The organism is Salmonella enterica subsp. enterica serovar Typhimurium str. LT2, assembly GCF_000006945.2.
Taxonomy (GTDB): domain Bacteria; phylum Pseudomonadota; class Gammaproteobacteria; order Enterobacterales; family Enterobacteriaceae; genus Salmonella; species Salmonella enterica.
This window is the reverse complement of sequence record NC_003197.2, coordinates 458,069-484,166: the sequence shown is the minus strand read 5'-3', so window position 1 is coordinate 484,166 and position 26,098 is coordinate 458,069. Positions and strand designations below refer to the sequence as shown.

Below are 26,098 nucleotides of genomic sequence, written 5' to 3'. Positions count from 1 at the left end.
GATCTTTGCCGCGACGGGTCAAAGAGAAAATCGCGCTGCAACAAAAAATTCATCTCTGCTTGTATAATGGCGGCAGGCAAAACGGAAGCGAGTAAGCATGAAATCTATCCCGGGCGATATCCCGCAGTACCTGTTGATCAAGGCGCAGCTTCAGGCGCGTATTCAGAGCGGTGCGTTGAAAAGCGGTGATAAACTGCCGTCTGAACGCGAACTGTGCGCGATCTTCAACACCACGCGCATTACTATTCGCGAAAGTCTGGCACAGCTGGAGTCCAGTGGGCTTATCTGGCGCGCCGATCGTCGCGGTTGGTTCGTTACGCCGGAACGCCTGTGGCTGGATCCGACCCAGAACACCAACTTCCATAAGCTTTGCCGCGAGCAGGGGCGGGAGCCAAAAACCGCGCTACTGAGCGGCGTGTTAACCACCGTGCCTGTCGAGGTCATGGAGCCCCTCCAGCTCCAGCCGTTTGATCAAATCTATCTGCTGACCCGTCTGCGTTACGCCGATGGCCGCGCCGTGTGCTACTGCGAAAACCATTGTTTGCCCGCCCGCGTGCCTGAGCTGCTGCAGTACGATCTCAACGGCAGCCTGACCGAGGTATACGAGTCGCACTACAACCTCGTCTATACCAGCATGCATCTGTCGTTCTACCCCACCGCCATGCCTGCGCAGGCCGCACAGGCGCTGGGCGTTATGGAAGGGCGCCCGGCGCTGTTGCTGCGCCGTCTGAACTACGATCAACACGGGCGAGTGCTGGATCTGGATATCGAATACTGGCGTCACGACAGCCTGCGTATTGAGGTAGATACCCACTAGCGGATGCGCCGGATGTTGGCTGCGGGACTTATCCGGCCTACCAATCGTATCGTCTCACGGCTATCCGGATAAGCGCAGCATCATCCGGCGTGGACTGATTTATTTCTCTTTCATCGTTTTGTCATATAAGCCGTTTAGCGTAAAAAGCAAACCTGGTATAGGCCAGAAAATGCAACGTACGCTATGAGGCTATTACGATGAAACTTTCCCGACTTGCTCTGCTGTCTGTCTTCGCTCTCGCCAGCGCCCCGTCATGGGCGGAATCGGTGGTCACGGTGTACTCCATCGACGGGCTGCATGATGGCGATAACAGCTGGTACCAGGTACAGTTTGACGCATTCACCAAAGCGACCGGCATTACCGTACGCTATGTTGAAGGCGGTGGTGGCGTGGTAGTGGAACGTCTGGCAAAAGAGCGCACGAATCCACAGGCCGACGTGCTGGTAACCGCGCCGCCATTCATTCAGCGCGCCGCCGCCGAAAAGCTGCTGGCGAACTTTAACACCGACACCGCATCGGCTATCCCCGATGCCAACAACCTTTATTCGCCGCTGGTAAAGAACTATCTGAGCTTTATCTACAACAGCAAGCTGCTGAAAACTGCCCCGGCGAGCTGGCAGGATCTGCTTGACGGTAAATTCAAAAATAAACTCCAGTATTCCACGCCAGGTCAGGCCGCTGACGGCACGGCGGTGATGCTGCAGGCTTTCCACAGCTTCGGCAGTAAAGATGCCGGTTTTGCGTATCTCGGCAAGCTGCAGGCCAATAACGTCGGGCCATCTGCCTCTACCGGCAAGCTAACCGCGCTGGTTAATAAAGGTGAAATCTACGTCGCTAACGGCGACCTGCAAATGAACCTCGCGCAGATGGAACGTAACCCGAACGTGAAAATCTTCTGGCCGGCCAACGACAAAGGCGAGCGCAGCGCGCTGGCCATCCCTTATGTCATTGGCCTGGTCCAGGGGGCGCCGCAGAGTGAAAATGGTAAAAAGCTGATTAACTTCCTGCTGAGTAAAGAAGCGCAGACTCGCGTCAGCGAACTCTCCTGGGGAATGCCGGTACGCAGCGACGTGACGCCGAGCGACGAACATTATAAGGCCGCCACTGCCGCGTTAGAAGGCGTGCAGAGCTGGCAGCCAAATTGGGATGACGTAGCCGTTTCGCTGTCGGCAGATATTAGCCGTTGGCACAAAGTGACCGAAAGCGAGTAAGCCTGATGCTGATGAAAACGACCACCGTTCACGCCCCTGCATCGCAGGGGACATCGGGGATAGTCCTCGACTCGCTGCGCGTTGCGTATCACGGCAACGTGGTGCTTAAACCGCTCTCTTTGACGATTGAACCTGGCGAAGTGCTGGCGCTGATTGGCCCATCAGGATCTGGAAAAACGACGGTGCTGCGTGCGGTTGCGGGCTTTGTGCAACCTGCAGGCGGTCGTATTCTGATTGGCGATACGGACGTCACCCATCTGCCACCCTATAAACGCGGGTTGGCGATGGTGGTGCAGAACTACGCCTTGTTCCCGCATCTGAAAGTGGAAGACAACGTCGCTTTTGGCCTGCGTGCGCAGAAGCAGCCAAAGGCGCTAATTAATGAGCGTGTAACGCAGGCGCTGAAAACGGTTGGCATGAGTGATTACGCCGCCCGTTATCCGCATCAACTTTCCGGCGGCCAGCAGCAACGCGTGGCCATCGCCCGCGCGATTGCCGTGCGCCCGCGCGTGCTGTTGCTGGATGAACCACTGTCAGCGCTGGACGCACAGATTCGTCATAATATGGTGGAAGAAATCGCCCGTCTTCACCGTGAGCTGCCGGAACTCACTATTCTCTACGTCACCCACGATCAAACGGAAGCGCTCACTCTGGCCGATAAAATCGGCATTATGAAGGATGGCTCGCTGATTGCTCACGGCGAAACCCGCGCGCTATATCAGCATCCGCCCAATCGTTTTGCCGCCGAATTCTTAGGTCGCGCCAATATTCTCTCCGCCATCGCGCTGGGGATAACGGAGGCTCCGGGGCTGGTGGACGTCAGCTGCGGCGGTGCGGTGATTCGCGCGTTCAGCCGGGGCAGCCACCACGGTTACAACAAACTGCTGTGCATTCGTCCTCAGCACCTCAGCCTGACGCCGCGTTCGGCCTACAGCAACCGCTTCAACGCCACACTGCAATCGGTGCACTGGCAGGGCGATTTAACCCATCTGCTGTGTGACGTTGCTGGCGAAACGGTGCGGATGGTGTTGACGCATGTCAATCCGCTGCCGCGCGTGGGCGACAAGCTGGCGCTGTGGTTCGAACCGGATGATGCGGTCCTGATTGAGGTATAACCATGTCACTCATTTTACCTCTGGAAAAACCGGCGCTTAACCTACGCCCGCTGCTGTGGCTGCTGCTCCCGTTGCTGGTGCTGGCGACGCTGTTTTTCTGGCCTCTGTCGCTCATCGTTGAACAGGCGCTACGCGGTGCCAATGGCGAGATCGGGCTCGAGACCTTCCGCCAGGTGGTCGACTCGAAACGCTTTGTCGGCGCGTTGCTGAACACGTTGCAAATCGCCTTTTTCGCCACCGCCGGTTGCCTGCTGCTGGGCAGCGTGATGTCGCTGATTCTGGTGTTTATTCCTTTCCCCGGCAGCGAGTTGATTGGTCGGGTCGTCGATACTTTTATTGCGCTGCCGACCTTCCTGATTACGCTGGCGTTCACCTTTATTTATGGGTCAGCGGGTCTGCTCAACGGTACGCTGATGAGCCTGTTTGCCTTTGAGCTACCGCCGGTGGATTTTCTCTACTCGATGCAGGGCGTCATTCTGGCGGAGATCACGGTGTTCACTCCGCTGGTGATGCGGCCACTGATGGCCGCGCTGCGGCAAATTGATAAAAGCCAGCTAGAGGCAGCCAGTATTCTGGGGGCGCACCCGTTACGGGTGATTGGGCAGGTGATTTTCCCGGCTGCGCTACCGGCGCTGATGGCTGGTGGCAGCCTGTGCCTGCTGTTGACCACTAACGAGTTCGGCATCGTACTGTTTATTGGCGCGAAAGGGGTTAACACCCTGCCGATGATGGTTTACAGCAAAGCGATTCTGGAGTCCGACTATACGGTCGCCTGCATGATTGCGTTGATTAACATTGTCTTGTCGCTGGGGCTGTTCTCCCTCTATCGCCTGGCGGCATCGCGTACCGGCGTAAGGAGCTAGCCATGCTAATTTGGTCACCTAAAGGACGCGCAGCGGCGGGCGTTGTGGCTAGCGTACTGTTTATCGTGTTCTTTTTCCTGCCGCTGGCGGTGATTCTGATGTCCAGCCTTAGCCAGCAGTGGAACGGTATTCTGCCGAGTGGCTTCACGCTGAACCACTTTGTTAACGCTCTGCACGGTGCGGCATGGGATGCCCTACTTGCCAGCCTCACGATTGGCTTTTGCGCCAGCCTGTTTGCGCTGCTTTGCGGCGTTTGGGCGGCGCTGGCGCTGCGTCAATATGGGGTGAAAACGCAGAAATGGTTAAGTATGGTGTTCTATCTGCCGAGTGCGATTCCGTCAGTGTCCGTGGGCCTGGGCATTCTGGTTGCTTTCAGCCAGGGGCCATTGCAAATGAACGGCACCCTATGGATTGTGCTGACAGCGCACTTTGTGCTGATTTCCGCCTTTACCTTCAGTAACGTGTCGACCGGACTGGCGCGAATTTCCGCCGATATTGAAAACGTCGCGTCGAGTCTGGGGGCATCGCCCTGGTATCGTCTGCGTCACGTGACGTTGCCGTTATTGATGCCGTGGATGATGTCAGCGCTGGCGCTGAGTTTATCGCTCTCCATGGGGGAGTTGGGCGCGACGATGATGATTTATCCGCCGGGCTGGACGACGCTGCCGGTGGCTATCTTTAGCTTGACCGACCGTGGAAATATCGCCGACGGCGCGGCGCTGACCATTGTGCTGGTGGCCATTACGCTGCTGCTGATGATGAAGCTGGAGCGCATTGCAAAACGGTTGGGGCAGAAATAAAACGATAGGCCGGGTAGGACATAGCCGCCACCCGGCAAAGGAATTACGGACGATACACCTTCACATTGGCAAACCCCTGCTCGCGCAGATAGAGCGCCTGCAGGCGACTCATTACGCCACGTTCGCACCATAGCAGCCAGGTTTTACTCTGATCGAGATCGCCAAATTTAGTGCTCAGCTTGTAGAAAGGCAGCGAAACGACGTCCACACCTTCCACTTTCAGCGGCTTGTCATCCTGTTCATCCACAGAACGGATATCCAGAATCACGTCGTTCGGGCCGAAACCGCTCACGGTTTCTACTTCCACCACCTCCTGCTGGGTCTGCTGGGCGATTTCACGAATATCGACGTTGTTCGCTTCTTCTACCACCTTATCGAGAATACTGAAGTCGAAGTTTTCTTCTTCGGCTTCAATTTTCGCTTTAATGGCTTTCACCGTCGGACTTTTTGAAATCACGCCACAGTATTCAGGCATCGTACGGGCAAAATCTTCCGTACCAATCTGGCGCGCCAGGTTGATAATGTGCTCTTTATCGTAAGAGATCAGCGGGCGCAAGATCAGCGTGTCAGACACGTTATCGATCAAGCGCAAATTGGTTAGCGTCTGGCTGGATACCTGGCCCAGCGCTTCGCCGGTCACCAGCGCCTGTACGCCGTAACGTTCCGCCACTTTCGACGCCGCGCGTACCATCATACGTTTGAGCACCACGCCCATCTGGCCGTCGTCAACTTTCTCCAGAATCTCGCCGACCACCGGTTCGAAGTTAATCGCCACAAAACGCACGCGATGGGAGCTGCCAAAGCGGTTCCACAGGTAATGCGCCACCTGGCGAACGCCGATTTCATGCGCCGCGCCGCCAAGGTTAAAGAAGCAGTAGTGTACGCGACAGCCGCGACGCATCAGCATATAGCTGGAGACGCCGGAGTCAAAACCGCCGGAGATCAGCGACAGCACATCTTCCTGGGTGCCAATCGGGAAACCGCCAATACCTTCATAACGCCCTTTGATCAGCAGCAGGCGATCATCTTCCACTTCCAGATGCACCGTCACATCCGGGTTAGTGAGCTTCACGCGCGCCGATTCAATATGCTGATTTAATCCGCCGCCAACATAGCGCTCCACTTCAATGGAGCTAAACTCATGCTTACCGCGACGTTTTACCCGCACGCAGAAGGTTTTGCCTTCAAGCTGTTCGCGATACTGCGCCAACGCTTTCTCGAAAATGTCGTGCATATCGGTGAACGGCACATCTTCGACTTCAAGAATATGGTGAATCCCCGGGATGCGGGTCAGCGCGTCGCGAATCACCAGACGCTGGTTTTCATCTTTGGCGCGAACTTCAATGTTATCCCAGTGACGGACAACCGCGAGGGTCTCATCGTAGTGCTTTAAAACGTTACGGATGTTCCCGGTTAAAATTTTTATAAAGCGCAAACGCACAGATTGGCTTTTGATAGTGATTTCCGGGAACAATTTAATGATAAACTTCATGGCGGCAATGGTTCTTTAGCAAGCTATCTAAGGCTTGTCGTGGAGAAATAGTACAGCAGCCCATACCTACGGCTGCATCCAGGCGCGGAAGTATATCACTATCACGGACATCTTGCGCATTTCCCCTTACCATTGCGCGTTATTTGCTTATCAGTGTGAGTCCGTTACCATAGACTTGTACTGCCATTACAGAGAGTCAAACAGTCATCATGCCGAAGAAAAATGAGGCGCCCGCCAGCTTTGAAACTGCGCTGAGCGAGCTGGAACATATTGTTACCCGCCTGGAAAGCGGCGATTTGCCGCTGGAAGACGCGCTGAATGAATTCGAGCGCGGCGTACAACTGGCGCGTCAGGGGCAGGCAAAACTGCAGCAGGCGGAACAGCGCGTGCAAATTTTGCTGTCTGATAATGAAGAGGCTTCACCTGAGCCTTTTATCGCGGATAATGAGTAAATGGACTTTACGCAGCAGCTACAGGCTTGCGTAACGCAAGCGAATCAGGCGCTGAGCCGTTTTATCGCGCCACTGCCCTTTCAGAACACTCCCGTGGTCGAAGCCATGCAGTATGGCGCATTATTAGGCGGTAAACGCCTGCGGCCATTTCTGGTTTACGCCACCGGTCAAATGTTTGGCGTCAGTACGGCAACGCTGGATGCGCCAGCTGCGGCGGTCGAATGCATTCATGCCTATTCGCTGATCCATGACGACCTGCCAGCAATGGACGATGACGATTTGCGTCGCGGCCTGCCGACTTGCCATATTAAATTTGGCGAAGCCAACGCAATCCTGGCGGGAGACGCGTTGCAGACGCTGGCGTTTGCCATTATCAGCGACGCGCCGATGCCGGAAGTCGCCGATCGCGATCGTATCGCGATGATCGCCGAACTGGCAAACGCCAGCGGTATCGCCGGTATGTGCGGCGGTCAGGCATTGGATCTGGCGGCAGAAGGCCAGCGGATCACTCTGGACGCGCTGGAACGCATTCATCGCCATAAGACCGGCGCGCTCATTCGCGCCGCCGTTAGACTTGGCGCATTGAGCGCGGGCGATAAAGGACGGAATACTCTGCCGATACTTGACCGCTATGCAGAGAGTATCGGCCTTGCCTTCCAGGTTCAGGATGACATTCTGGATGTGGTGGGCGATACTGCAACGTTAGGTAAACGTCAGGGCGCAGACCAGCAGCTTGGCAAAAGTACCTACCCTGCACTTCTGGGTCTTGAGCAAGCCCGGAATAAAGCCCGGGACCTGATAGAGGACGCCCGTCAGTCGTTACATCAGCTGGCCGCGCAATCACTGGACACCTCGGCACTGGAAGCGCTAGCGAACTACATAATCCAGCGTGATAAATAAACCCCATATCCAATGAGCTTGCGATGAGTTTTGATATAGCCAAATACCCTACCCTGGCATTGGTCGACTCCACCCAGGAGTTACGACTGTTACCGAAAGAGAGTCTGCCGAAACTCTGCGACGAGCTACGCCGCTACTTACTCGACAGCGTAAGCCGTTCCAGCGGGCATTTCGCTTCCGGGCTGGGCACGGTAGAACTTACCGTGGCGCTGCATTATGTCTACAACACCCCGTTTGACCAGCTAATCTGGGATGTTGGACACCAGGCTTATCCACATAAAATCCTTACCGGTCGTCGCGACAAAATCGGCACCATTCGCCAGAAAGGCGGTCTGCACCCGTTCCCGTGGCGCGGAGAAAGCGAATACGATGTGCTGAGCGTTGGGCATTCCTCCACCTCCATCAGCGCCGGTATCGGTATTGCCGTGGCGGCGGAGAAAGAAGGCAAAGATCGCCGCACCGTCTGTGTGATTGGCGACGGCGCCATCACCGCCGGTATGGCGTTTGAAGCAATGAATCACGCAGGCGATATCCGGCCCGACATGCTGGTCATTCTGAACGACAATGAAATGTCGATTTCGGAAAACGTCGGCGCGCTCAACAACCATCTGGCGCAGCTACTTTCCGGTAAGCTTTACTCTTCTCTGCGCGAAGGCGGAAAAAAGGTCTTCTCCGGCGTACCGCCAATTAAAGAACTGCTCAAGCGTACCGAAGAACATATTAAAGGCATGGTTGTGCCGGGCACACTGTTCGAAGAGCTGGGCTTTAACTACATCGGGCCGGTCGATGGTCACGATGTCATGGGGCTTATCAGCACATTGAAGAACATGCGCGACCTGAAAGGGCCGCAGTTCCTGCATATCATGACCAAGAAAGGCCGCGGCTATGAGCCCGCGGAAAAAGATCCGATCACTTTCCATGCGGTGCCTAAATTTGATCCCTCCAGCGGATGTTTGCCGAAAAGCAGCGGCGGTCTGCCCGGTTATTCAAAAATCTTCGGTGACTGGCTGTGTGAAACCGCCGCCAAAGACAGCAAGCTGATGGCGATCACCCCGGCAATGCGCGAAGGTTCCGGCATGGTGGAATTTTCACGTAAATTCCCGGATCGCTATTTTGACGTCGCCATCGCCGAGCAGCATGCCGTCACCTTCGCCGCAGGTCTGGCGATTGGCGGCTATAAGCCCGTCGTGGCGATCTACTCTACTTTCCTGCAACGCGCCTACGATCAGGTCATCCATGACGTCGCTATCCAGAAACTGCCGGTCATGTTCGCCATCGATCGCGCCGGTATCGTTGGCGCGGATGGACAAACACACCAGGGCGCGTTCGATCTCTCCTATCTGCGCTGCATCCCGGATATGGTGATCATGACGCCAAGCGACGAAAACGAATGTCGCCAGATGTTATTTACCGGGTATCACTATAACGACGGCCCGACGGCAGTACGTTATCCACGCGGTAATGCGCAGGGCGTGGCGCTAACCCCGCTGGAAAAACTGCCTATTGGTAAAGGCCTTGTGAAGCGTCATGGCGAAAAACTGGCGATTCTGAACTTTGGCACCTTAATGCCTGAGGCGGCGAAAGTCGCCGAAGCGCTGAACGCCACGCTGGTCGACATGCGCTTTGTTAAGCCGCTGGACGACACGTTAATTCTGGAGATGGCCGCGCAGCATGACGCGCTGGTGACGCTGGAAGAAAACGCCATTATGGGCGGCGCTGGCAGCGGCGTAAACGAAGTGCTAATGGCCCATCGTAAACCTGTACCTGTGCTGAATATCGGTCTTCCGGATTTCTTTATCCCGCAAGGAACGCAGGAAGAAGCCCGCGCGGAACTGGGGCTTGACGCCGCAGGCATTGAAGCCAAAATCAAGGCCTGGCTGGCATAATCCCCTCTTTGCTCCTGCTATGCTTGAAGAGTGACGGGTATAACAGGAGCGGAGTCATGCAATACAACACGTTAGGAAATACAGATCTTCGGGTATCCCGCCTTTGTCTGGGCTGTATGACATTCGGCGAGCCAAGTCGCGGCAATCACGCCTGGACGCTTCCCGAAGAGAGCAGCCGTCCCATCATCAAGCGCGCTCTTGAGGGCGGCATTAACTTTTTTGATACCGCCAACAGCTACTCCGACGGCAGCAGCGAAGAGATTGTCGGTCGCGCGCTGCGTGATTTTGCCCGGCGCGACGAGGTGGTGGTAGCGACGAAAGTCTTCCATCGCGTCGGCGATCTGCCGGAAGGATTGTCCCGCGCACAAATCCTGCGCTCTATTGACGATAGCCTCGCCCGTCTGGGAATGGAGTATGTCGATATCCTGCAAATCCACCGCTGGGATTACACCACGCCGATAGAAGAAACTCTGGAAGCGCTAAACGACGTGGTAAAGGCGGGTAAAGCCCGCTATATCGGCGCTTCCTCAATGCACGCCTCACAATTTGCCCAGGCGCTGGCGCTACAAAAACAACACGGCTGGGCGCCGTTTGTCACCATGCAGGATCACTATAACCTGATCTACCGCGAGGAAGAGCGTGAGATGCTACCGCTGTGCTGGCAGGAAGGCGTTGCCGTGATTCCGTGGAGTCCGCTGGCGCGCGGGCGCTTAACTCGCCCCTGGGGAGAAACCACGGCCCGCCTGGTCTCGGATGACGTGGGTAAAAATTTATACGATGAAAGCGATAAAAATGATGCGCAAATAGCGGAACGGCTGGCTGGCGTCAGCGAGGCGCTTGGCGCAACGCGGGCGCAGGTTGCGCTGGGCTGGCTGCTCAGCAAACGAGGCGTCGCCGCGCCGATTATCGGCGCTTCGCGTGAAGAACAGTTAGATGAGTTGCTGAATGCCGTTGATTTAACGCTCAAACCGGAGCAGATTGCCGAACTCGAAACGCCGTACAAACAGCATCCGGTAGTGGGATTTAAATAATCTGCCATTGCCCGATGGCGCGGCGCTTATCGGGCCTGCGAAATCGACATATTGTTCAGGGGCAGGCCGGATAAGGCGTTTATGCCGCCATCCGGCAAACCCTTTAAATAATACCGAGCGGCCAGTGATGACCGATAAAATACAGTATGCCAGCGGATATCACCCCGGCGACGATATCATCGATCATAATCCCCATGCCGCCGTGCACGTTGCGATCAAACCAACGGATCGGCCAGGGTTTCCACATATCCAGAATGCGGAAAATAACGAACCCGGCAGCCACCCACTGCCAGTCCGTCGTCGGCAACGCCATTAGCGTTATCCACATACCGATAAATTCATCCCAGACAATACTGCCGTGGTCGTGTACGCCCATATCTTTCGCCGTCTGATGGCAAAGATAAACGCCAATGCAGATCCCAAACATCACGACCAGCGAATAAAGCTGCCACGGCAGAAACGTCATCAAATACCAGAAGGGGATCGCCGCCAGCGAGCCCATCGTGCCCGGCACCACGGGGCTCAGCCCGCTGCCAAAGCCGGTAGCGAGCAGGTGCCACGGATTGCGCAAATTCAGGCGACTTTTCGCAACATCTTTATGGCGTGGCAAAATGGTCATATCCTTTCCAGTCGAAGGTGACAGGCATTCCGTCACGTACAAAATTCAGCCCTTCAATATCTGCGCTCATTTGGCCTATGCAGGTAAAGGGAACACCCAGTTGACCAATGGCGACATCCAGCGCGCCACGGTTCAGTTCCGGCACCGTAAAGCACAGCTCATAGTCTTCGCCGCCGGAAAGCGCCCAACGCAGCGCCTGCCCGTCATCAACATGGCGCATCATCGCATCGGATTTTGGCAACGCATCAACATCCACTCTAGCCCCACAGCCGCTGGCCTTGACGATATGCCCCAGATCGGAAATCAGACCATCGGAAAGATCGATAGCCGCGCTGGCGATGTCACGCAGCGCCTGGCCGTGTAAAATACGCGGCGTCGGACGTAAATGCCGTTGAATTAAATAGTGAGCATCGGTCTCCTCCGACACCTGTAGCCGGTTTTGCAAAACCGCCAGCCCGGCAGCGCTGTCGCCCGGCGTACCGGTGACATAAATCCAGTCGCCCGGCTTCGCGCCAGATCGCTTGAGCGCGCGCCCTGCCGGGATATAACCGTGGATACCCAGCGTCATCGACAGCGGTCCACGCGTGGTGTCGCCGCCAATGAGCTGCATATCGTAGTAATTCAATAGCGCAAACAGGCTGTCGCTAAAAGCCTCCAGCCACGGCTCATCCACTTCCGGTAGCGTTAACGCCAGCGTTAACCAGGCCGGGTCGGCCCCCATCGCGGCCAGATCGCTTAAATTCACCGCCAACGCTTTATAAGCCAGATCGGCAGGATCGATATCAGGGAGGAAGTGGTTGCCCGCCACCAGCGTATCGGTACTGATCGCCAGGGTCTGCTTTTCAGGAATATTCAGGAGCGCGCAATCGTCGCCAATACCGGTTTCAACATCAAGACGAGAGCTTCTTACACGGTCAAAATAACGGGCAATCAGGGAAAACTCGCCACATGCCATACGTTATGCCTCAGCAGAAAAAAAGAAAAGGCCGGAGACGGCGGGTATCGAGCGCCCGCTATCTTTCCGGCCTGTGAATCACTTTTTGTTGGGACGAATCACCGGAGCTGCTTTATCCAGTACGCCGTTGACGAATTTGTGGCTGTCTTCAGCGCCAAAGGTTTTCGCCAGTTCAATCGCTTCGTTGATGGCCACTTTATAAGGCACATCGCTGCGTTTTGACAGCTCAAACAACGCAATACGCAGCACGGCTTTTTCAACCTGTCCCAGCTCTTCAAGCAGGCGGGACAGATACGGTTTCATTAAACCATCCAGGTACGCGCTGTTAGTCGCCACCCCGGATAGCAGTTCACGGAAATAGAGAACGTCGACGTCTTTTACGTCCTGTTCCGCCAGGAACTGGTATTCAACATCAGCGATGTCGTTCTGGGACAACTGCCAGGAGTAAAGCGCCTGGACGGCACACTCACGGGCGCGGCGACGAGCAGCAGGTTTCACGGAATTCCCCTTACAAAAAATCAGGCCTTAATGGCTTTCAATACATTAATCATTTCAAGCGCGGTCAGCGCAGCTTCTGCGCCTTTATTACCGGCTTTTGTACCAGCACGTTCGATGGCTTGTTCAATACTCTCGGTGGTCAGAACACCAAAGGCTACCGGCACGCCGCTGTCCTGGGCAACGCTTGCCAGGCCATTGCTGGCGCCGCCTGCCACATATTCAAAGTGCGCAGTCCCCCCGCGAATCACGGTTCCCAGCGCAACCACGGCGTCGTATTTACCGCTTTTCGCCAGCGCTTCGGTCGCCAGCGGCAGTTCATAGGCGCCAGGCACCCACACTACGGTAATATTATCATCTTTTACCTGACCAATACGCGTCAGGGCATCAACCGCGCCATCCAGCAGGCTGTCGTTGATAAACTGATTGAAACGCGCAATAGTGATGGCGACACGAGCGTCAGGGGCTGCAACGTTAGCTTTAATAATGTTCATATTCTCTCTTCCAGGGTTCATTTGGCCCCGCAGGGGGGCGGATTTTATCATAATAATTTGAGCGCTGCTCCCCTTTCGACGGGAGAACTCATGCGCTCACCATATGCAGGCAAACATCCGGGCCGACATGACGTATTTCGCTGAAGGTAAATTGCGGCGCGTCGGCGAGCTTCTCAAGCCCCGGCAATTCGCATAATCCCCGCGCCTGGGTTCCCAACAATTTAGGCGCGACATAGACAATCAGTTCATCCACCAGCCCGGCTTGCAGCAACGCGCCCGCCAGTCCCGGTCCGGCTTCAACCCATATGCTATTAATCTGCTGCCTGCCTAACTGCATCATCAGCACAACCAGATCCAAATGTCCGTTGTGCGCCGGCACGCTGATAGTACGAACCGCATCGGGCCACGCGCGGCTATCTTCCTGGGTACGCGCGATCCACGTTTCGCCAGGCTGCTGCACAATACGATGCGCAGGCGTTACCCGGTTTTGGCTGTCGATAACAATTCGCACCGGCTGGCGCAGATTTTCCTGCGGGTAAGACGCCTGCGTAGAGGCGTCTAACTCCGCCCAACGCACCGTCAAGGCCGGATCGTCAGCCAATACCGTCGCGCTACTGGTTAAGATAGCGTGGCTTTGCGCACGCAAGCGCTGAACGTCACGCCGGGCCTGCGGCGAGGTGATCCACTGGCTTTCGCCGCTGGCCATCGCCGTCCGTCCGTCGACGGAGGCGCCCAGTTTAAGCTGAAGATAAGGGAATCCGGTACGCATCCGCTTGAGGAAGCCTTTATTGAGCGCCTCCGCTTCACTCATCATTAACCCGTGGCTGACCGCAATACCCGCCTGTTGCAGGCGATACAGCCCACGCCCGGCGACCTGTGGGTTCGGGTCCTGCATCGCGGCGACCACGCGCGCGACGCCGGCCGCAATCAGCGCATCGCAACATGGCGGCGTTCGCCCATGATGGCTACAGGGTTCAAGCGTGACATAGGCGGTTGCGCCTTTGGCTTTTGCGCCCGCCATCCGCAGCGCATGAACCTCGGCGTGCGGCTCTCCGGCGCGATGGTGATAACCTTCGCCGACGATGTCGCCATTGTTAACAATGACACAGCCGACATTAGGGTTAGGGTGAGTGGTGAAACGTCCACGCTGCGCCAGTTTGAGCGCTCGCGCCATGTAAAACTCATCCTGCATGGCTTAGTCCTGTAGGCGAGCGATTTCTTCGCCAAAGTCTTTGATATCTTCGAAACTGCGATAGACGGAGGCAAAGCGAATATACGCGACTTTATCGAGTTTTTTCAGCTGCTCCATGACCAGGTTGCCAATCATCTTGCTGGGAACTTCACGCTCCCCAGTGGCACGTAATTGTGACTTAATATGGTTCAATGCCATTTCAACATCATCTGCGCTGACGGGTCTTTTTTCCAGCGCTCTCAACATGCCGCTACGCAGCTTATCCTCATTAAAGGGTTCGCGCACATCGTTGCTTTTTATCACGCGCGGCATGACCAGTTCAGCCACTTCGAAGGTCGTAAAGCGTTCATTACACACCAGGCACTGCCGACGGCGGCGCACGGACGAGCCCTCGCCTACAAGACGAGAGTCAATGACTTTGGTATCTACGGCGAAACAAAATGGGCAATGCATACGGCGTCCTGACCAGATGATTTAGGAAATGTTATTTTACCCTGAACTGGCGCGACAACAAAGGCGGAGCGCTTTTGAGATAAAGGATCGGTGCCTTTGTGCGTATAGCGCACTACCATTACGCTATCGAACCATGAAGGAAATGATCGACATGACAAGACGTTACCTAAGAATTCTCCTGGTGGGAAGTCTCTTGAGCCTGACCGCCTGCGCGCCGCAGAGCGAAGTTCGCCAGATGCATCAAAGCATTAGCACCCTGAATAAAGAGATGACCCAACTGAATCAGGAAACGGTAAAAATTACCCAACAAAATAAGCTGAATGCGGAGTCAACCCGCGGCGTCTATTTGTTGCCTGGCGCCAATACGCCTGCCCGGCTGGAGAGCCAGATCGGTACGCTACGTATGACATTGCTGGAAATTACGCCTGTCGCAGACGGCGCTCACGCAACGTTACACATTCAGGGCGAGTCCCGCGATCCACTGCCGGCATTCAGCGCTACCGTAGAGTACGGGCAACTTCAGGGCACTACGGAGAACTATCAGGAGGTGAATGCACAGAGCCTTCTGGTAAATGCCCCAGCCAGCTTGCTGGCGCCCAGTGATGTCAATATTTCGTTACCGTTGAAGGGGATCACACCGGCGCAGTTAGGCTTCATTCGCATCCATGATATTCAGCCTGTTAATCAATAAACGTTCTGGCGGAGCGTTTTGTGCGTTCCGCAACATCCCCCGCGCGACTTTTGTTGCCCTACTGACATTTCCGTCATTTATGACATGGATTGGTAATATTCATGAAAGATAGTACTGTCGCCGCGTCTAAAATGCGCAAACGTGAACGCAATCGATTACGTAAATGATAGATATGTGAAACAAGACATATTTTTGTGAGCAATGATTTTTATAATAGGCTCCGCAGAAACACGAAATATTTAGAAACGCAAATTGCGTTCTTTTCACTCCCGCAAGGGATTTCAAACAGTGGCATACATATGAAAAAAACTTTACTCGCAGTCAGCGCAGCGCTGGCGCTCACCTCATCTTTTACTGCTAACGCAGCAGAAAATGATCAGCCGCAGTATTTGTCCGACTGGTGGCACCAGAGCGTAAACGTGGTAGGCAGCTACCATACCCGTTTCTCGCCGAAATTGAACAACGACGTCTATCTGGAATATGAAGCATTTGCCAAAAAAGACTGGTTTGATTTCTACGGCTATATCGATATTCCCAAAACCTTTGATTGGGGTAACGGCAACGATAAAGGTATCTGGTCCGACGGTTCTCCGCTGTTCATGGAAATCGAACCGCGTTTCTCAATTGATAAGCTGACCGGCGCAGACCTGAGCTTCGGCCCGTTTAAAGAGTGGTATTTCGCCAACAACTACATCTACGATATGGGCGATAACAAAGCCAGCCGCCAGAGCACGTGGTATATGGGTCTGGGGACCGATATCGACACCGGCCTGCCGATGGGTCTGTCGCTGAACGTGTATGCGAAATATCAGTGGCAAAACTACGGCGCGTCCAATGAAAACGAATGGGACGGCTACCGTTTCAAAGTGAAATACTTCGTCCCCATCACCGATCTGTGGGGCGGTAAACTGAGCTATATCGGCTTTACCAACTTTGACTGGGGATCTGATTTAGGCGACGATCCGAACCGTACCAGCAACTCCATCGCTTCCAGCCATATCCTGGCGCTGAACTACGATCACTGGCACTACTCGGTCGTTGCGCGTTACTTCCATAACGGCGGACAGTGGCAGAATGGCGCAAAACTGAACTGGGGCGACGGCGATTTCAGCGCGAAATCTACCGGCTGGGGCGGCTACCTGGTCGTGGGTTACAACTTCTAAACCTGCAAAAAAGGCCAGAGGTCGTCCTCTGGCCCGTTTCGGGCGCATGCTGCCATGCGGCGGCGAGTCGCGCCCACTTCACATTACTTCCGGCGATGCCACCAGCCTAAAAACAGACCTGTCGCAATCCCGACCAGCGTTGGTGCCGCCAGATCGTGCCAGATAGTAATGCTCAACTCTGTGAGCGTCATATTGCCGCCTTTGTTGCAATGGCAACGGTTCGCGGCTATCCTCAACTTGTCTGGAGTCAAGTTAGCCCCCGTAATGTTGCCGGTGAATACCGAACAATGTGCGGGGGTTTTCTCTTTCCAGCGACAAGGCCACCGGGGATCAAGCCCCCGCAACATTGCGCCTCACCGGGTTGCCCCGGCTTACCGCTGATTCTACTCTGCTCGCCAGTATCGGCAGGACTTAAAAACAAAAAAATCCCAACCTTGCGATCGGGATTCCAGTGACAATGTATGCGTTACAGGACATTTGGGGCTGGCGACAAACTCCGGGGCTGAAAAAATGCCAGATTGCATCCGACCTACGAAAACCAATAATTCATTTATATTGCGGATTCCGTTGGGTGGAGCGAAGCGTAACCTAACATTCAACAGCACCAACAGCTTTGTCAGCAGTCTGCTTATTTCTTTTTGTTCATCATCGCTTTCAGATCGGCAAACGGGTTATAAGTCGCCTCGCCGACATCTTTTTGCGCATCTTCCCCGGCAATGACCGTCGAACCGTACTGATCGGCTTCGGTATATTTAGAATGCTCATGATCGTGGCAGTAGAGGCACAATAGCTCCCAGTTGCTGCCGTCTTCCGGGTTATTGGTGTGGTCATGATCGATATGATGCACCGTCAGCTCACGCAGATTTGAATACACAAACTCACGGGAACAACGTCCGCACACCCACGGAAACAGCTTCAGCGCTTTTTCACGATAGCCGCTTTCCAGGCGCGCGTAGTTTTTTGGGATGATAGCCATAATTAACAGGTACCTGAATAATACAAAGGGTTATGCCCAGTTTCCCGCGAAGCCGGGCTTTTAGCAATGATTCTGTGCAACTTATATATCCAGGTAAGCAAGGCTATTTCAGGCAAACTGATGACCAATCAACCCGTTTTACAAGCGTTAGAGGTATCGCTATCACATCTTACGGCATTTTTTCGTGCTCGACTTTTCGCAAAAAATCACGCAAAGAACGGTCGATTGTTTCACGAAATCGCCGGTTAAGCGGAGTAATTTGTAAACAGCGATCGAGGCGAAAACACCGATAGTCTTCCCGTCTCTCACACCAGGCAACCAGCAGCCAGTGCTCTCCCCAGAAAAACAATCCCAGCGGTTGTATATCCCGCGAAGAGAGATGCCCCGCTTCATCACGATAATGTAGCGCCAACACCTGCTGCGCCGAAACGGCCTGATGGATAAGATCAAACGCGCTGCGCGAATGTGGAGATGTACCCAAATCCGGAGCGTAAATCCGTGTCTGCTCCGCTTTACGGCGGCTCTCTTCCGGCAAAATGGCCAACACTTTTTCCTGGGCGGATTCAAGCTCGCGTGATAGCGAATCGCCGCCCCAGGTTTTCAATAACCGTATAGCCACCATCAGTGCTTCCGATTCACGATGGGTAAGCATCAAGGGTGGCAGATCAAAACCTGCCATTAAACGGTATCCGCTCCCCGCTTCACCTTCGACAGGCACACCGGATAACGACAGATCGCGAATATCGCGATAAATCGTCCGTTCAGAAACCGCAAGCCGCTGTGCCAACAGCGCTGCCGTCGTCAGTCGTCTACCCCGCAAAATTTGCACGATCTGAAACAAACGGTCAGCGCGTCTGGTCATATTGACTCTCTACATTTAGCAAATATCACGCAGGTTGATGTAAACCTATTCGGTTGCCTTCGCTGTCAATAAACAACGCGATGGTTCCAATGTCATCTCCGGGAACCATGGGTTCCAGAACACACTTGCCACCGGCAAGGACGACACGTTCAATCGAGGCTAACAAATCGGCGGTATGCAGATAAATAACGACTCCCTGCGCAACTGGAGCGACATCATCCTGCTTTATCAGCGCTCCGCCGGGTCCGGGTTCAGCATACGGGAATACGGCCAGGTCCGCCCCATCCATGGTTTCCCGACGTAACGATATCTGCATCACTTGCTCATAAAAGGCGATTGCACGCGCCATATCAGTAACTGGAATTTCAAACCAGTTAATCAAGTTTTTCATACATCCTCCTGCGAGTGTGGGTAAATTCATGAGGAGTGTATGACAGGGCTCCTGACAGCATACTGTCAGTAATGTTTATCGTCATGGTACATAAATAAAAAAATCCCGATCGCATGACCGGGATTCAGATAACACTTAAATACGTGTTTACGGCAGAATGGACGGCTGATCCGCCCCTTCTTTTTCGACTTTCTGCTGCAGCATATGCTCGCGCTTCATACCGAGTTTCAGCGCCAGCGCCGATGCGACATAGATAGAAGATGCCGTACCAATAGAGACACCGATCAGCATCGTCAGCGAGAAGCCTTCCAGTACCGGACCGCCGAAGAGGTACAGCATCAGAATTACCACTAACGTCGTACCGGAGGTAATCAACGTACGGTGTAGCGTCTGGGTCAGCGACACGTTAAAGATTTCGTAAGGCGTCCCGCGACGGATTTTGCGGAAGTTTTCACGAATACGGTCAGAGACCACGATACTGTCATTCAGCGAGTAACCGATCACCGACATCAACGATGCCACAATGGTCAGGTCAATCTCGATATGGAAAAGCGACAGTATCCCCAGCGTAATGATCACGTCGTGCGCCAGCGCGATGACCACCCCTGCCGCCAGTCGCCACTCAAAGCGGAAACCGACATAAACGAGGATAGAGATCAACGCCACCAGCAGCGCCATAGCGCCGGTTTGCGCCAGATCGGCGCCCACGCTTGGCCCCACGAATTCAATACGCTTCACGGCCGCATTCTGGTTGGTGGCTTCATTAATGATCGTCACCACTTTGCTACCCAGTACCTGACCGCCGGTTTCACCTTCGGTTGGCGGCATACGCACCATAATGTCGTGACTGCTGCCAAAGTTCTGCAACTGCGGCTCTTCATAGCCCGCTTTTTGCAGCGCTTCGCGCATCACGTCCATTTCAGCCGGTTTTTCCAGCGTGATTTCAATTACCGTACCACCGGTGAAATCCAGCCCCCAGTTAAACCCGCGTACGCCCATAATGACAATGGCCGCGATCAGCAACAGCCCGGAGATGCCGAATGCCCAGAAGTCCCAGCGCATAAAGTCATAGACTTTACGGCCGTGGTTTAGTTGTTCAACAGTGTATTCCTGTGCCACATCGCACTCCTCAGATTGACAGCTTAGTGACGCGCTTGCCGCCATATAGCAGGTTTACGATAGCACGCGTACCGATAATCGCGGTAAACATCGACGTCGCCACACCGATACCGGTCGTAATCGCGAACCCTTTAATTGCCCCGGTACCGACAGCATACAGAATGATGACTTTAATCAGCGTCGTGATGTTCGCATCGAAGATGGAACTGAACGCGCCGGCATAGCCTTCGTTTATCGCCTGCTGTACCGTGCGGCCATTACTCAACTCTTCTTTGATACGTTCGTTAATCAGAACGTTGGCGTCGACCGCCACCGCAAGGGTTAACACGATACCCGCAATCCCCGGCATACTGAGCGTTGCCCCCGGCAACAGCGACATGATACCGACAATCAACACTAGGTTAGCCACTAACGCGCTGGTCGCAATCAGACCAAACTTCTTATAGAAGAAGATCATGAACAGGATGGAGACCACCAGACCGGCCAGACAGGCTTCCAGGCCCTGCTTGATGTTCTGCATACCCAGAGTCGGGCCAATGGTGCGCTCTTCAACGATCTGAATCGGCGCAATCAGGGCGCCCGCACGCAGCAACAACGAGAGCTGACGCGCTTCGTTCGGGTTGCTGATACCGGTAATACGGAAGCTGTTACCCAGCCGGGACTGGATGTTGGCAATGTTAATCACTTCTTCCTGTTTCACCAGTACGGCGCGACCGTTAGCGTCTTTCTTACCGCTGTCTTTATACTCCACAAACAGGGTCGCCATCGGTTTGCCGATATTGTCCTTAGTGAAGTTAGACATGATATTGCCGCCTGCGCTATCCAGCGAGATGTTAACCTGCGGTTGGTTATATTCATCCTGGCTGGACGTCGAGTCGGTGATATGGTCGCCGGTGAGGATCACGCGTTTGTACAATACCACCGGCTGACCTTCGCGGGTCTGTTTCACTTCGGAATCACCCGGTACGCGCCCGGCAGCAGCGGCGGCCTGGTCAACGTTGGTATTCACCAGACGGAATTCCAGCGTCGCGGTCGCGCCGAGAATTTCTTTCGCGCGAGCGGTATCCTGGATACCCGGCAGCTCAACCACAATACGGTCTGCGCCCTGGCGTTGTACGACAGGCTCCGCGACGCCCAGTTGGTTAACACGGTTACGCAGAATATTAATGTTCTGCTGAACGGCGTATTCACGCGCTTCGCTCAGGCGCGCATCGGTCATTACCGCGCGAAGTTGATTACCGCTCTGGCTGGAAATCACCAGGTCACGATGACGCGGCGTCAGATAGGCGATCGCCTCATCACGCGCTTTGCTGTCACGGAACGTGATGCTCAACCCATAATTATTTTCTTTACGAACGGTGGTATAAGGAATGCCTTTTTCACGCAGATCGCTGCGCAGGCTATCGATATTTTGTTCCTGGAGTTTACCTAACGCGGTATCTATATCCACTTCCATCAGGAAGTGAACGCCGCCGCGCAGATCAAGACCGAGCTTCATCGGATCGGCGTGAATAGCCGCCAACCAGCGCGGCGTAGCCGGCGCAAGGTTAAGCGCCACGACATATTTATCCCCCAGCACGCTCATCAGCGCTTCACGGGCGCGTAGCTGGGTATCGGTGGTGTCGAAGCGCGCAAGAATAGCGCCCTCTTCCAGTGCCACAGACTTAGCGGGAATTTTTTCTTCTTGTAACGTTTTCTGGACCTGGATCAGCGTTTGCTCACTGGCGGCGACGCCGCGCACGCCAGTGATTTGAACAGCCGGATCCTCACCATACAGGTTGGGAAGTGCGTAAAGCAGGCCGACGATAATCACGACGACCAGCATGATGTACTTCCACAAAGGATAACGGTTTAACACGGCAGTTCCCTTTGGGAAAACGAAATATTACAGCGCCTTCATGGTGCCTTTCGGCAGAACGGCAGCTACGAAGTCACGTTTGATAACCACTTCCGTGGTGTCATTCAGCGCGATGGCAATGTAGCCGGCTTCCGCTACTTTGGTCACTCGACCGACCAGACCGCCATTCGTCAGAACTTCATCACCTTTCGCAATGGAGTCCATCAGCTTTTTGTGCTCTTTGGTGCGCTTCTGCTGCGGGCGCAGGATCATGAAATAGAAAATCAGACCAAACACCACCAGCATTAAAATCAGAGACATCGGGCTGCCCTGCGCTGGAGCACCTGTTGCCGCTACCGCATCAGAAATAAAAAAGCTCATTCAAATTCCCTCATTATTAAAATTAATCAACGTTCAAAGGTGGAACGGGTCGCCCCTGACGTTGGTAAAACTCGGTTACGAAGCTCTCTAATTTACCCTCTTCAATAGCCTTGCGTAAACCCGCCATCAAACGCTGGTAGTAACGCAAGTTATGAATGGTATTGAGACGCGCACCTAATATTTCGTTGCAACGGTCGAGATGATGCAAGTAAGCGCGTGAATAATTGCGACAGGTGTAGCAATCGCACTCGGCGTCAAGCGGGCTGGTGTCGCTTTTATGCTTTGCATTACGAATCTTCACCACGCCGTCGGTCACAAACAGATGACCATTACGGGCATTTCGCGTTGGCATGACACAGTCAAACATATCAATACCGCGACGCACCCCTTCCACCAGATCTTCCGGTTTACCCACGCCCATCAGGTAACGCGGTTTGTCAGCCGGGATCTGCGGGCAAACGTGCTCCAGAATGCGGTGCATATCTGCTTTCGGCTCACCGACAGCCAAACCGCCGACAGCGTAGCCATCAAAGCCAATCTCTACCAGACCTTTCACCGAGATATCGCGTAAATCTTCGTAAACGCTGCCCTGAATGATGCCAAAAAGCGCATTCTTATTGCCAAGGCTATCAAAACGGTCGCGGCTACGCTTCGCCCAACGCAACGACATCTCCATCGAGCGTTTAGCATAGTCCCAGTCTGCCGGGTACGGCGTACATTCATCAAAGATCATCACGATATCGGAACCGAGATCGTACTGGATCTCCATCGACTTTTCCGGATCGAGGAAAATCGGATCGCCGTTGATCGGGTTACGGAAGTGCACGCCTTGCTCGGTAATCTTACGAATATCGCCGAGGCTGAAGACCTGGAAGCCGCCGGAATCGGTGAGAATCGGCCCTTTCCACTGCATAAAATCGTGCAGATCGCCATGCAGCTTCATGATTTCCTGACCCGGGCGCAGCCACAGGTGGAAAGTGTTGCCGAGAATAATCTGCGCGCCGGTCGCTTCCACTTCTTCCGGCGTCATGCCTTTCACGGTACCGTAAGTACCCACAGGCATAAAGGCTGGCGTTTCCACTACGCCACGATCAAACACCAGACGACCGCGACGCGCACGACCATCGGTGGTATCTAACTCAAATTTCATTATCACTCCTGCGTCAGAAAAACAGTCCGACGTTTAACGACTCGCTACGGAATGATTCCATAGCTAATAAATTCCCGAAGACGTCATCGGCGCAGCCAGTTTGGGGTCGACCAGCGCACAGCCACCGGAGCGTACACGCAGTACGTGAGGATGGCGAGCACTGCCCGGCGTCAAAATGGCAAGTGAGATAGCCTTCTTACGGACGCTCAGAAATAGCCTGCGGATTGTACGTGATAAACATCGCGTCCCCGTAGCTAAAAAAGCGATATTTTTGTTCTACCGCAGTCTTATAGGCATTCATGGTGTGTTGATAACCGGCAAATGCGGAAACCAGCATAATCAACGTCGATTCCGGCAGATGGAAGTTGGTGATCAGCGCATCAATCACTTTGTATTGATAACCTGGATAAATAAAGATTTGCGTATCGCCGAAGAACGGCTCTATCAAATCGCTTTTTGCCGCCTGCGCCGCGCTTTCCAGCGAGCGTACCGAGGTGGTGCCGACAGCAATCACGCGGTTGCCGCGCGCTTTCGCCGCCAGCACCGCGTCGACCACCTCTTGCGGCACCTCAGCATATTCGGAGTGCATGATGTGATCTTCAATGGTATCGACACGCACCGGCTGGAAAGTGCCCGCGCCTACGTGTAGCGTAACAAACGCCATTTCGACACCTTTCTCACGAAGCGCCGCCAGCAGCGGCTCATCAAAGTGCAGCCCCGCGGTCGGCGCGGCGACGGCGCCCGGTTTTTCACTGTAGACCGTCTGGTACAGTTCGCGGTCGGCGTCCTCGTCCGGACGGTCGATATACGGCGGCAACGGCATATGGCCGATGGCGTTAAGAATATCCAGCACCGGACGCGGGTCATTAAACTCAACTTCAAACAGAGCGCCGTGACGCGCGGTCATGGTCGCGTGAATACTTTCGTCGTCGCCCAGCAGCAGTTCCGTACCCGGTTTTGGCGCTTTAGAAGCGCGAATATGCGCCAGGATGCGTTTATCATCGAGCATACGTTCGACCAGCACTTCTATCTTGCCGCCGCTGGCTTTACGGCCAAAGAGCCGCGCCGGGATCACGCGGGTATTATTGAAGACCAGCAAATCGCCAGGGTTGAGCTTATCGAGCAGATCGGTGAAAGTACCGTGCGTCAGCGCGCCCGTCGGCCCCTCTAATGACAGCAAACGGCAGCGACTGCGTTCCGGCTGTGGGTAGTGGGCAATCAGGGATTCGGGTAGTTCAAAGGAAAAATCGGTAACGCGCATGACTCTGACTCAGACTAAAATAAGAGGCGGGTAGTCTAGTGCCGGGGCGTTCCCGCTGCAACCGTTACCCGCTTTTTGGACAGAGAATCAATAATGAATTTTCTTGCTCACCTGCATCTGGCGCACCTTGCCGACAGCTCGCTTTCCGGTAATCTTCTGGCCGATTTTGTCCGCGGTAACCCGGCAACGCATTATCCTCCTGACGTGGTAGAGGGTATTTATATGCATCGGCGTATTGACGTCATGACCGACAACCTGCCGGAAGTTCGTGAGGCGCGAGAGTGGTTCCGCCATGAAACGCGGCGCGTGGCGCCCATTACGCTGGACGTCATGTGGGATCATTTTTTATCGCGTCACTGGACGCAAATCTCTCCCGATTTTCCACTTCAGGCGTTTGTCGGCTACGCCCATGCGCAGGTCGCGACGATTCTGCCCGACTCCCCGCCGCGCTTTGTCAACCTGAATGATTATCTTTGGTCAGAAAAATGGTTAGAGCGGTATCGCGATATGGATTTCATTCAAAACGTGCTGAATGGCATGGCGAATCGCCGTCCCCGGCTGGATGCCTTGCGTGATTCCTGGTACGATCTGGACGCGCACTACGACGCGTTAGAAGAGCGCTTCTGGCATTTTTATCCGCGTATGATGGCACAGGCCGCCCGCAAAGCGCTGTGACGGCCTGATAGCGAGGGCGTGCGTCAGATCCGCCGTTGGCAGAAAGATCGTTCGCTGTCATAAAAGGGTCATCATTACGATTTATAATGACCCGATCGATAGGCAAAAGCTGTCTCATTGATTGTCAAGACCGCATTGTTTTGTCGCTTCGCCCTCCCTATACTGCCCGCGTTGCGTTCTAAAACCCTTAATATTGCAGGAGAATTATTATGGTACTGGTTACTCGTCAGGCCCCGGATTTCACCGCTGCGGCGGTACTGGGTAGCGGTGAGATTGTTGATAAATTCAACTTCAAACAGCACACCAATGGTAAAACGACCGTTCTGTTCTTCTGGCCGATGGACTTCACTTTTGTTTGCCCGTCTGAGCTGATCGCCTTTGATAAACGTTATGAAGAATTCCAGAAGCGCGGCGTTGAAGTGGTCGGCGTTTCTTTCGACTCTGAGTTCGTTCACAACGCATGGCGTAACACCCCTGTCGATAAAGGCGGCATTGGCCCGGTGAAATACGCAATGGTCGCCGACGTGAAGCGTGAAATTCAGAAAGCTTACGGTATCGAACACCCGGACGAAGGCGTTGCGCTGCGCGGCTCTTTCCTGATTGACGCTAACGGTATTGTTCGCCACCAGGTCGTAAACGATCTGCCGCTGGGTCGTAATATCGACGAAATGCTGCGTATGGTCGACGCGCTGCAGTTCCACGAAGAGCACGGTGATGTCTGCCCGGCGCAGTGGGAAAAAGGCAAAGAAGGCATGAACGCCTCTCCGGACGGCGTGGCTAAATACCTGGCTGAGAACATTTCCAGCCTGTAAGTCAG

The 26,098-nt window shown here is 54.4% G+C and carries 29 protein-coding genes and 30 other annotated features; of the genes, 14 read left to right on the top strand and 15 right to left on the bottom strand.

Annotated elements, in window-relative coordinates; all coding sequences use genetic code 11:
- Positions 1 to 81 precede the first annotated feature (81 nt).
- Positions 82 to 87 (top strand) — a ribosome-binding site (putative RBS for phnR; RegulonDB:STMS1H000777).
- The 5 genes from phnR (at position 82) to phnV (ending at position 4,806) form a co-directional block, all read left to right on the top strand.
- The gene (gene phnR / locus STM0430) for a 2-aminoethylphosphonate transport, repressor (protein ID NP_459425.1) occupies positions 82 to 817 on the top strand. Within the gene, positions 98 to 817 belong to an annotated coding region; the region does not span the whole gene. It overlaps the preceding feature by 6 nt.
- A gap of 192 nt (positions 818 to 1,009) precedes the next feature.
- Positions 1,010 to 1,015: a ribosome-binding site (putative RBS for phnS; RegulonDB:STMS1H000776), on the top strand.
- Positions 1,010 to 2,028 (top strand): 2-aminoethylphosphonate transporter, periplasmic-binding component gene (phnS, locus tag STM0429; protein NP_459424.1). Within the gene, positions 1,015 to 2,028 belong to an annotated coding region; the region does not span the whole gene. (Overlaps the previous feature by 6 nt.)
- Before the next feature lie 5 nt (positions 2,029 to 2,033).
- A complete protein-coding gene (gene phnT, locus STM0428) occupies positions 2,034 to 3,143 on the top strand; it encodes a 2-aminoethylphosphonate transporter ATPase component (protein NP_459423.1) in 1,110 nt (369 codons plus the stop codon).
- Positions 3,140 to 3,145, top strand: a ribosome-binding site (putative RBS for phnU; RegulonDB:STMS1H000775). Its footprint overlaps the gene before it by 4 nt.
- Positions 3,140 to 4,006 (top strand): 2-aminoethylphosphonate transporter, memrane component gene (phnU, locus tag STM0427; RefSeq protein ID NP_459422.1). Within the gene, positions 3,146 to 4,006 belong to an annotated coding region; the region does not span the whole gene. It overlaps the preceding feature by 6 nt. Before phnT ends, phnU begins: the two co-directional genes overlap by 4 nt.
- Positions 4,002 to 4,007: a ribosome-binding site (putative RBS for phnV; RegulonDB:STMS1H000774), on the top strand. Its footprint overlaps the gene before it by 5 nt.
- The gene (gene phnV, locus STM0426) for a 2-aminoethylphosphonate transporter, memrane component (protein ID NP_459421.1) occupies positions 4,002 to 4,806 on the top strand. Within the gene, positions 4,009 to 4,806 belong to an annotated coding region; the region does not span the whole gene. It overlaps the preceding feature by 6 nt. The genes phnU and phnV overlap by 5 nt, the downstream gene beginning before the upstream one ends.
- 43 nt (positions 4,807 to 4,849) lie before the next feature.
- Here phnV and thiI read toward each other — a convergent pair.
- The gene (gene thiI / locus STM0425; RefSeq protein ID NP_459420.1) at positions 4,850 to 6,298 is read right to left on the bottom strand and encodes a sulfur transfer protein (from cys to ThiS and from IscS to U8-tRNA); all 1,449 of its coding nucleotides are present in this window, start codon (positions 6,296 to 6,298) and stop codon (positions 4,850 to 4,852) included.
- A 189-nt stretch (positions 6,299 to 6,487) separates the two neighbouring features.
- Positions 6,488 to 6,493 (top strand) — a ribosome-binding site (putative RBS for xseB; RegulonDB:STMS1H000773).
- On the opposite strand from thiI, the gene xseB reads away from it, so the two are divergent.
- The 4 genes from xseB to yajO all read left to right on the top strand — a co-directional run bounded on the left by xseB (position 6,488) and on the right by yajO (position 10,567).
- Positions 6,488 to 6,750, top strand: a protein-coding gene (gene xseB, locus STM0424; protein NP_459419.1) for an exonuclease VII, small subunit. Within the gene, positions 6,508 to 6,750 belong to an annotated coding region; the region does not span the whole gene. (Overlaps the previous feature by 6 nt.)
- Positions 6,736 to 6,741: a ribosome-binding site (putative RBS for ispA; RegulonDB:STMS1H000772), on the top strand. Its footprint overlaps the gene before it by 6 nt.
- Positions 6,736 to 7,650 (top strand): geranyltranstransferase (farnesyldiphosphate synthase) gene (gene ispA, locus STM0423; protein ID NP_459418.1). Within the gene, positions 6,751 to 7,650 belong to an annotated coding region; the region does not span the whole gene. The genes xseB and ispA overlap by 15 nt, the downstream gene beginning before the upstream one ends.
- Positions 7,651 to 7,673: 23 nt before the next feature.
- On the top strand, positions 7,674 to 9,536 hold the full coding sequence (gene dxs, locus STM0422) for a 1-deoxyxylulose-5-phosphate synthase; flavoprotein (protein ID NP_459417.1): 1,863 nt from the start codon (positions 7,674 to 7,676) through the stop codon (positions 9,534 to 9,536).
- 43 nt (positions 9,537 to 9,579) lie between these two features.
- Positions 9,580 to 9,585 (top strand) — a ribosome-binding site (putative RBS for yajO; RegulonDB:STMS1H000771).
- Positions 9,580 to 10,567, top strand: a protein-coding gene (gene yajO / locus STM0421; RefSeq protein ID NP_459416.1) for a putative oxidoreductase / K + channel protein. Within the gene, positions 9,593 to 10,567 belong to an annotated coding region; the region does not span the whole gene. Its footprint overlaps the feature before it by 6 nt.
- Before the next feature lie 103 nt (positions 10,568 to 10,670).
- On the opposite strand, the gene pgpA is transcribed toward yajO, so the two are convergent.
- From pgpA to ybaD, 6 genes are all read right to left on the bottom strand, one after another.
- The gene (gene pgpA, locus STM0420) for a phosphatidylglycerophosphatase A (protein ID NP_459415.1) occupies positions 10,671 to 11,197 on the bottom strand. Within the gene, positions 10,671 to 11,186 belong to an annotated coding region; the region does not span the whole gene.
- Positions 11,164 to 12,153, bottom strand: a protein-coding gene (thiL, locus tag STM0419) for a thiamin-monophosphate kinase (protein NP_459414.1). Within the gene, positions 11,164 to 12,141 belong to an annotated coding region; the region does not span the whole gene. The genes pgpA and thiL overlap by 34 nt, the downstream gene beginning before the upstream one ends.
- Positions 11,192 to 11,197: a ribosome-binding site (putative RBS for pgpA; RegulonDB:STMS1H000770), on the bottom strand. Its footprint overlaps the gene before it by 6 nt.
- Positions 12,148 to 12,153, bottom strand: a ribosome-binding site (putative RBS for thiL; RegulonDB:STMS1H000769). It lies within the gene thiL.
- A gap of 66 nt (positions 12,154 to 12,219) precedes the next feature.
- Positions 12,220 to 12,651, bottom strand: a protein-coding gene (nusB, locus tag STM0418) for a transcription termination; L factor (protein NP_459413.1). Within the gene, positions 12,220 to 12,639 belong to an annotated coding region; the region does not span the whole gene.
- Positions 12,646 to 12,651, bottom strand: a ribosome-binding site (putative RBS for nusB; RegulonDB:STMS1H000768). (Overlaps the previous gene by 6 nt.)
- Before the next feature lie 8 nt (positions 12,652 to 12,659).
- The gene (gene ribH / locus STM0417) for a riboflavin synthase, beta chain (protein ID NP_459412.1) occupies positions 12,660 to 13,144 on the bottom strand. Within the gene, positions 12,660 to 13,130 belong to an annotated coding region; the region does not span the whole gene.
- Positions 13,139 to 13,144 (bottom strand) — a ribosome-binding site (putative RBS for ribH; RegulonDB:STMS1H000767). It overlaps the preceding gene by 6 nt.
- A 74-nt stretch (positions 13,145 to 13,218) precedes the next feature.
- Positions 13,219 to 14,334, bottom strand: a protein-coding gene (ribD, locus tag STM0416) for a pyrimidine deaminase (RefSeq protein ID NP_459411.1). Within the gene, positions 13,219 to 14,322 belong to an annotated coding region; the region does not span the whole gene.
- Positions 14,326 to 14,786 (bottom strand): putative transcriptional regulator gene (ybaD, locus tag STM0415; RefSeq protein ID NP_459410.1). Within the gene, positions 14,326 to 14,775 belong to an annotated coding region; the region does not span the whole gene. Before ybaD ends, ribD begins: the two co-directional genes overlap by 9 nt.
- Positions 14,329 to 14,334 (bottom strand) — a ribosome-binding site (putative RBS for ribD; RegulonDB:STMS1H000766). Its footprint overlaps the gene before it by 6 nt.
- Positions 14,781 to 14,786: a ribosome-binding site (putative RBS for ybaD; RegulonDB:STMS1H000765), on the bottom strand. Its footprint lies within the gene ybaD.
- A 125-nt stretch (positions 14,787 to 14,911) precedes the next feature.
- Positions 14,912 to 14,917 (top strand) — a ribosome-binding site (putative RBS for yajI; RegulonDB:STMS1H000764).
- Here ybaD and yajI point away from each other — a divergent pair.
- The 3 genes from yajI (at position 14,912) to STM0412 (ending at position 17,010) form a co-directional block, all read left to right on the top strand.
- Positions 14,912 to 15,466 (top strand): putative outer membrane lipoprotein gene (gene yajI / locus STM0414; protein ID NP_459409.1). Within the gene, positions 14,927 to 15,466 belong to an annotated coding region; the region does not span the whole gene. Its footprint overlaps the feature before it by 6 nt.
- Positions 15,466 to 15,508 (top strand) — a protein binding site (putative binding site for CytR, RegulonDB: STMS1H000128). It overlaps the preceding gene by 1 nt.
- An 87-nt stretch (positions 15,509 to 15,595) precedes the next feature.
- Positions 15,596 to 15,614 (top strand) — a protein binding site (putative binding site for DeoR, RegulonDB: STMS1H000131).
- Positions 15,606 to 15,626: a protein binding site (putative binding site for CRP, RegulonDB: STMS1H000103), on the top strand. It overlaps the preceding feature by 9 nt.
- Positions 15,624 to 15,666: a protein binding site (putative binding site for CytR, RegulonDB: STMS1H000129), on the top strand. (Overlaps the previous feature by 3 nt.)
- Positions 15,628 to 15,636: a -35 signal (putative -35_signal for tsx; RegulonDB:STMLTH004651), on the top strand. Its footprint overlaps the feature before it by 9 nt.
- Positions 15,628 to 16,629 (top strand): nucleoside channel; receptor of phage T6 and colicin K gene (gene tsx, locus STM0413; RefSeq protein ID NP_459408.1). Within the gene, positions 15,766 to 16,629 belong to an annotated coding region; the region does not span the whole gene. Its footprint overlaps the feature before it by 9 nt.
- Positions 15,644 to 15,652 (top strand) — a -10 signal (putative -10_signal for tsx; RegulonDB:STMLTH004651). It overlaps the preceding gene by 9 nt.
- Positions 15,660 to 15,680 (top strand) — a protein binding site (putative binding site for CRP, RegulonDB: STMS1H000100).
- Positions 15,755 to 15,760: a ribosome-binding site (putative RBS for tsx; RegulonDB:STMS1H000763), on the top strand.
- A 54-nt stretch (positions 16,630 to 16,683) precedes the next feature.
- Positions 16,684 to 17,010: a putative inner membrane protein gene (locus tag STM0412; RefSeq protein NP_446866.1), complete on the top strand. Its 327-nt coding sequence runs from the start codon at positions 16,684 to 16,686 to the stop codon at positions 17,008 to 17,010.
- Between the two features lie 247 nt (positions 17,011 to 17,257).
- Here STM0412 and yajD read toward each other — a convergent pair.
- The 8 genes from yajD to queA all read right to left on the bottom strand — a co-directional run bounded on the left by yajD (position 17,258) and on the right by queA (position 24,606).
- Positions 17,258 to 17,621 (bottom strand): putative cytoplasmic protein gene (gene yajD, locus STM0411; protein NP_459406.1). Within the gene, positions 17,258 to 17,605 belong to an annotated coding region; the region does not span the whole gene.
- Positions 17,616 to 17,621 (bottom strand) — a ribosome-binding site (putative RBS for yajD; RegulonDB:STMS1H000762). Its footprint overlaps the gene before it by 6 nt.
- 153 nt (positions 17,622 to 17,774) lie before the next feature.
- Entirely contained in the window at positions 17,775 to 18,467 is a 693-nt protein-coding gene (locus STM0410; protein NP_459405.1) for a putative regulatory protein, read from the bottom strand.
- Between the two features lie 25 nt (positions 18,468 to 18,492).
- Positions 18,493 to 18,866 (bottom strand): hypothetical protein gene (locus STM0409; RefSeq protein NP_459404.1). Within the gene, positions 18,493 to 18,858 belong to an annotated coding region; the region does not span the whole gene.
- Positions 18,861 to 18,866 (bottom strand) — a ribosome-binding site (putative RBS for STM0409; RegulonDB:STMS1H000761). Its footprint overlaps the gene before it by 6 nt.
- 139 nt (positions 18,867 to 19,005) lie before the next feature.
- Positions 19,006 to 19,989, bottom strand: a protein-coding gene (secF, locus tag STM0408) for a preprotein translocase, IISP family, membrane subunit (protein ID NP_459403.1). Within the gene, positions 19,006 to 19,977 belong to an annotated coding region; the region does not span the whole gene.
- Positions 19,984 to 19,989 (bottom strand) — a ribosome-binding site (putative RBS for secF; RegulonDB:STMS1H000760). (Overlaps the previous gene by 6 nt.)
- Positions 19,988 to 21,847 (bottom strand): preprotein translocase, IISP family, part of the channel gene (gene secD, locus STM0407; RefSeq protein NP_459402.1). Within the gene, positions 19,988 to 21,835 belong to an annotated coding region; the region does not span the whole gene. The genes secF and secD overlap by 2 nt, the downstream gene beginning before the upstream one ends.
- Positions 21,842 to 21,847, bottom strand: a ribosome-binding site (putative RBS for secD; RegulonDB:STMS1H000759). (Overlaps the previous gene by 6 nt.)
- 15 nt (positions 21,848 to 21,862) lie before the next feature.
- Positions 21,863 to 22,207 (bottom strand): preprotein translocase IISP family, membrane subunit gene (gene yajC, locus STM0406; RefSeq protein NP_459401.1). Within the gene, positions 21,863 to 22,195 belong to an annotated coding region; the region does not span the whole gene.
- Positions 22,202 to 22,207, bottom strand: a ribosome-binding site (putative RBS for yajC; RegulonDB:STMS1H000758). Its footprint overlaps the gene before it by 6 nt.
- Before the next feature lie 10 nt (positions 22,208 to 22,217).
- Positions 22,218 to 23,356, bottom strand: a protein-coding gene (gene tgt, locus STM0405) for a tRNA-guanine transglycosylase (protein NP_459400.1). Within the gene, positions 22,218 to 23,345 belong to an annotated coding region; the region does not span the whole gene.
- Positions 23,351 to 23,356, bottom strand: a ribosome-binding site (putative RBS for tgt; RegulonDB:STMS1H000757). Its footprint overlaps the gene before it by 6 nt.
- Positions 23,357 to 23,541: 185 nt before the next feature.
- Complete coding sequence (gene queA / locus STM0404; RefSeq protein ID NP_459399.1) at positions 23,542 to 24,606, bottom strand: S-adenosylmethionine-tRNA ribosyltransferase-isomerase; 1,065 nt, start codon at positions 24,604 to 24,606, stop codon at positions 23,542 to 23,544.
- Between the two features lie 82 nt (positions 24,607 to 24,688).
- Positions 24,689 to 24,694, top strand: a ribosome-binding site (putative RBS for yajB; RegulonDB:STMS1H000756).
- Between queA and yajB the strand changes: the two genes are divergently transcribed.
- Together yajB and STM0402 are read left to right on the top strand one after the other, a co-directional pair.
- The gene (gene yajB / locus STM0403) for a putative cytoplasmic protein (protein NP_459398.1) occupies positions 24,689 to 25,281 on the top strand. Within the gene, positions 24,700 to 25,281 belong to an annotated coding region; the region does not span the whole gene. It overlaps the preceding feature by 6 nt.
- Positions 25,282 to 25,482: 201 nt before the next feature.
- Positions 25,483 to 25,488 (top strand) — a ribosome-binding site (putative RBS for STM0402; RegulonDB:STMS1H000755).
- Positions 25,483 to 26,093 (top strand): putative thiol - alkyl hydroperoxide reductase gene (locus STM0402; RefSeq protein NP_459397.1). Within the gene, positions 25,491 to 26,093 belong to an annotated coding region; the region does not span the whole gene. It overlaps the preceding feature by 6 nt.
- Positions 26,094 to 26,098 lie beyond the last annotated feature (5 nt).

Coding starts and splice junctions, on each gene's coding strand:
- ribD (NP_459411.1), bottom strand. CDS start 14,322: ATGCAGGATGAGTTTTACATGGCGCGAGCGCTCAAACTGGCGCAGCGT.
- STM0412 (NP_446866.1), top strand. CDS start 16,684: ATGCGGCGGCGAGTCGCGCCCACTTCACATTACTTCCGGCGATGCCAC.
- ybaD (NP_459410.1), bottom strand. CDS start 14,775: ATGCATTGCCCATTTTGTTTCGCCGTAGATACCAAAGTCATTGACTCT.
- thiI (NP_459420.1), bottom strand. CDS start 6,298: ATGAAGTTTATCATTAAATTGTTCCCGGAAATCACTATCAAAAGCCAA.
- dxs (NP_459417.1), top strand. CDS start 7,674: ATGAGTTTTGATATAGCCAAATACCCTACCCTGGCATTGGTCGACTCC.
- phnU (NP_459422.1), top strand. CDS start 3,146: ATGTCACTCATTTTACCTCTGGAAAAACCGGCGCTTAACCTACGCCCG.
- yajI (NP_459409.1), top strand. CDS start 14,927: ATGACAAGACGTTACCTAAGAATTCTCCTGGTGGGAAGTCTCTTGAGC.
- STM0409 (NP_459404.1), bottom strand. CDS start 18,858: ATGAAAAACTTGATTAACTGGTTTGAAATTCCAGTTACTGATATGGCG.
- ispA (NP_459418.1), top strand. CDS start 6,751: ATGGACTTTACGCAGCAGCTACAGGCTTGCGTAACGCAAGCGAATCAG.
- phnV (NP_459421.1), top strand. CDS start 4,009: ATGCTAATTTGGTCACCTAAAGGACGCGCAGCGGCGGGCGTTGTGGCT.
- phnT (NP_459423.1), top strand. CDS start 2,034: ATGCTGATGAAAACGACCACCGTTCACGCCCCTGCATCGCAGGGGACA.
- tgt (NP_459400.1), bottom strand. CDS start 23,345: ATGAAATTTGAGTTAGATACCACCGATGGTCGTGCGCGTCGCGGTCGT.
- STM0410 (NP_459405.1), bottom strand. CDS start 18,467: ATGACCAGACGCGCTGACCGTTTGTTTCAGATCGTGCAAATTTTGCGG.
- phnS (NP_459424.1), top strand. CDS start 1,015: ATGAAACTTTCCCGACTTGCTCTGCTGTCTGTCTTCGCTCTCGCCAGC.
- xseB (NP_459419.1), top strand. CDS start 6,508: ATGCCGAAGAAAAATGAGGCGCCCGCCAGCTTTGAAACTGCGCTGAGC.
- yajC (NP_459401.1), bottom strand. CDS start 22,195: ATGAGCTTTTTTATTTCTGATGCGGTAGCGGCAACAGGTGCTCCAGCG.
- thiL (NP_459414.1), bottom strand. CDS start 12,141: ATGGCATGTGGCGAGTTTTCCCTGATTGCCCGTTATTTTGACCGTGTA.
- yajD (NP_459406.1), bottom strand. CDS start 17,605: ATGGCTATCATCCCAAAAAACTACGCGCGCCTGGAAAGCGGCTATCGT.
- queA (NP_459399.1), bottom strand. CDS start 24,606: ATGCGCGTTACCGATTTTTCCTTTGAACTACCCGAATCCCTGATTGCC.
- yajO (NP_459416.1), top strand. CDS start 9,593: ATGCAATACAACACGTTAGGAAATACAGATCTTCGGGTATCCCGCCTT.
- pgpA (NP_459415.1), bottom strand. CDS start 11,186: ATGACCATTTTGCCACGCCATAAAGATGTTGCGAAAAGTCGCCTGAAT.
- phnR (NP_459425.1), top strand. CDS start 98: ATGAAATCTATCCCGGGCGATATCCCGCAGTACCTGTTGATCAAGGCG.
- ribH (NP_459412.1), bottom strand. CDS start 13,130: ATGAACATTATTAAAGCTAACGTTGCAGCCCCTGACGCTCGTGTCGCC.
- STM0402 (NP_459397.1), top strand. CDS start 25,491: ATGGTACTGGTTACTCGTCAGGCCCCGGATTTCACCGCTGCGGCGGTA.
- yajB (NP_459398.1), top strand. CDS start 24,700: ATGAATTTTCTTGCTCACCTGCATCTGGCGCACCTTGCCGACAGCTCG.
- tsx (NP_459408.1), top strand. CDS start 15,766: ATGAAAAAAACTTTACTCGCAGTCAGCGCAGCGCTGGCGCTCACCTCA.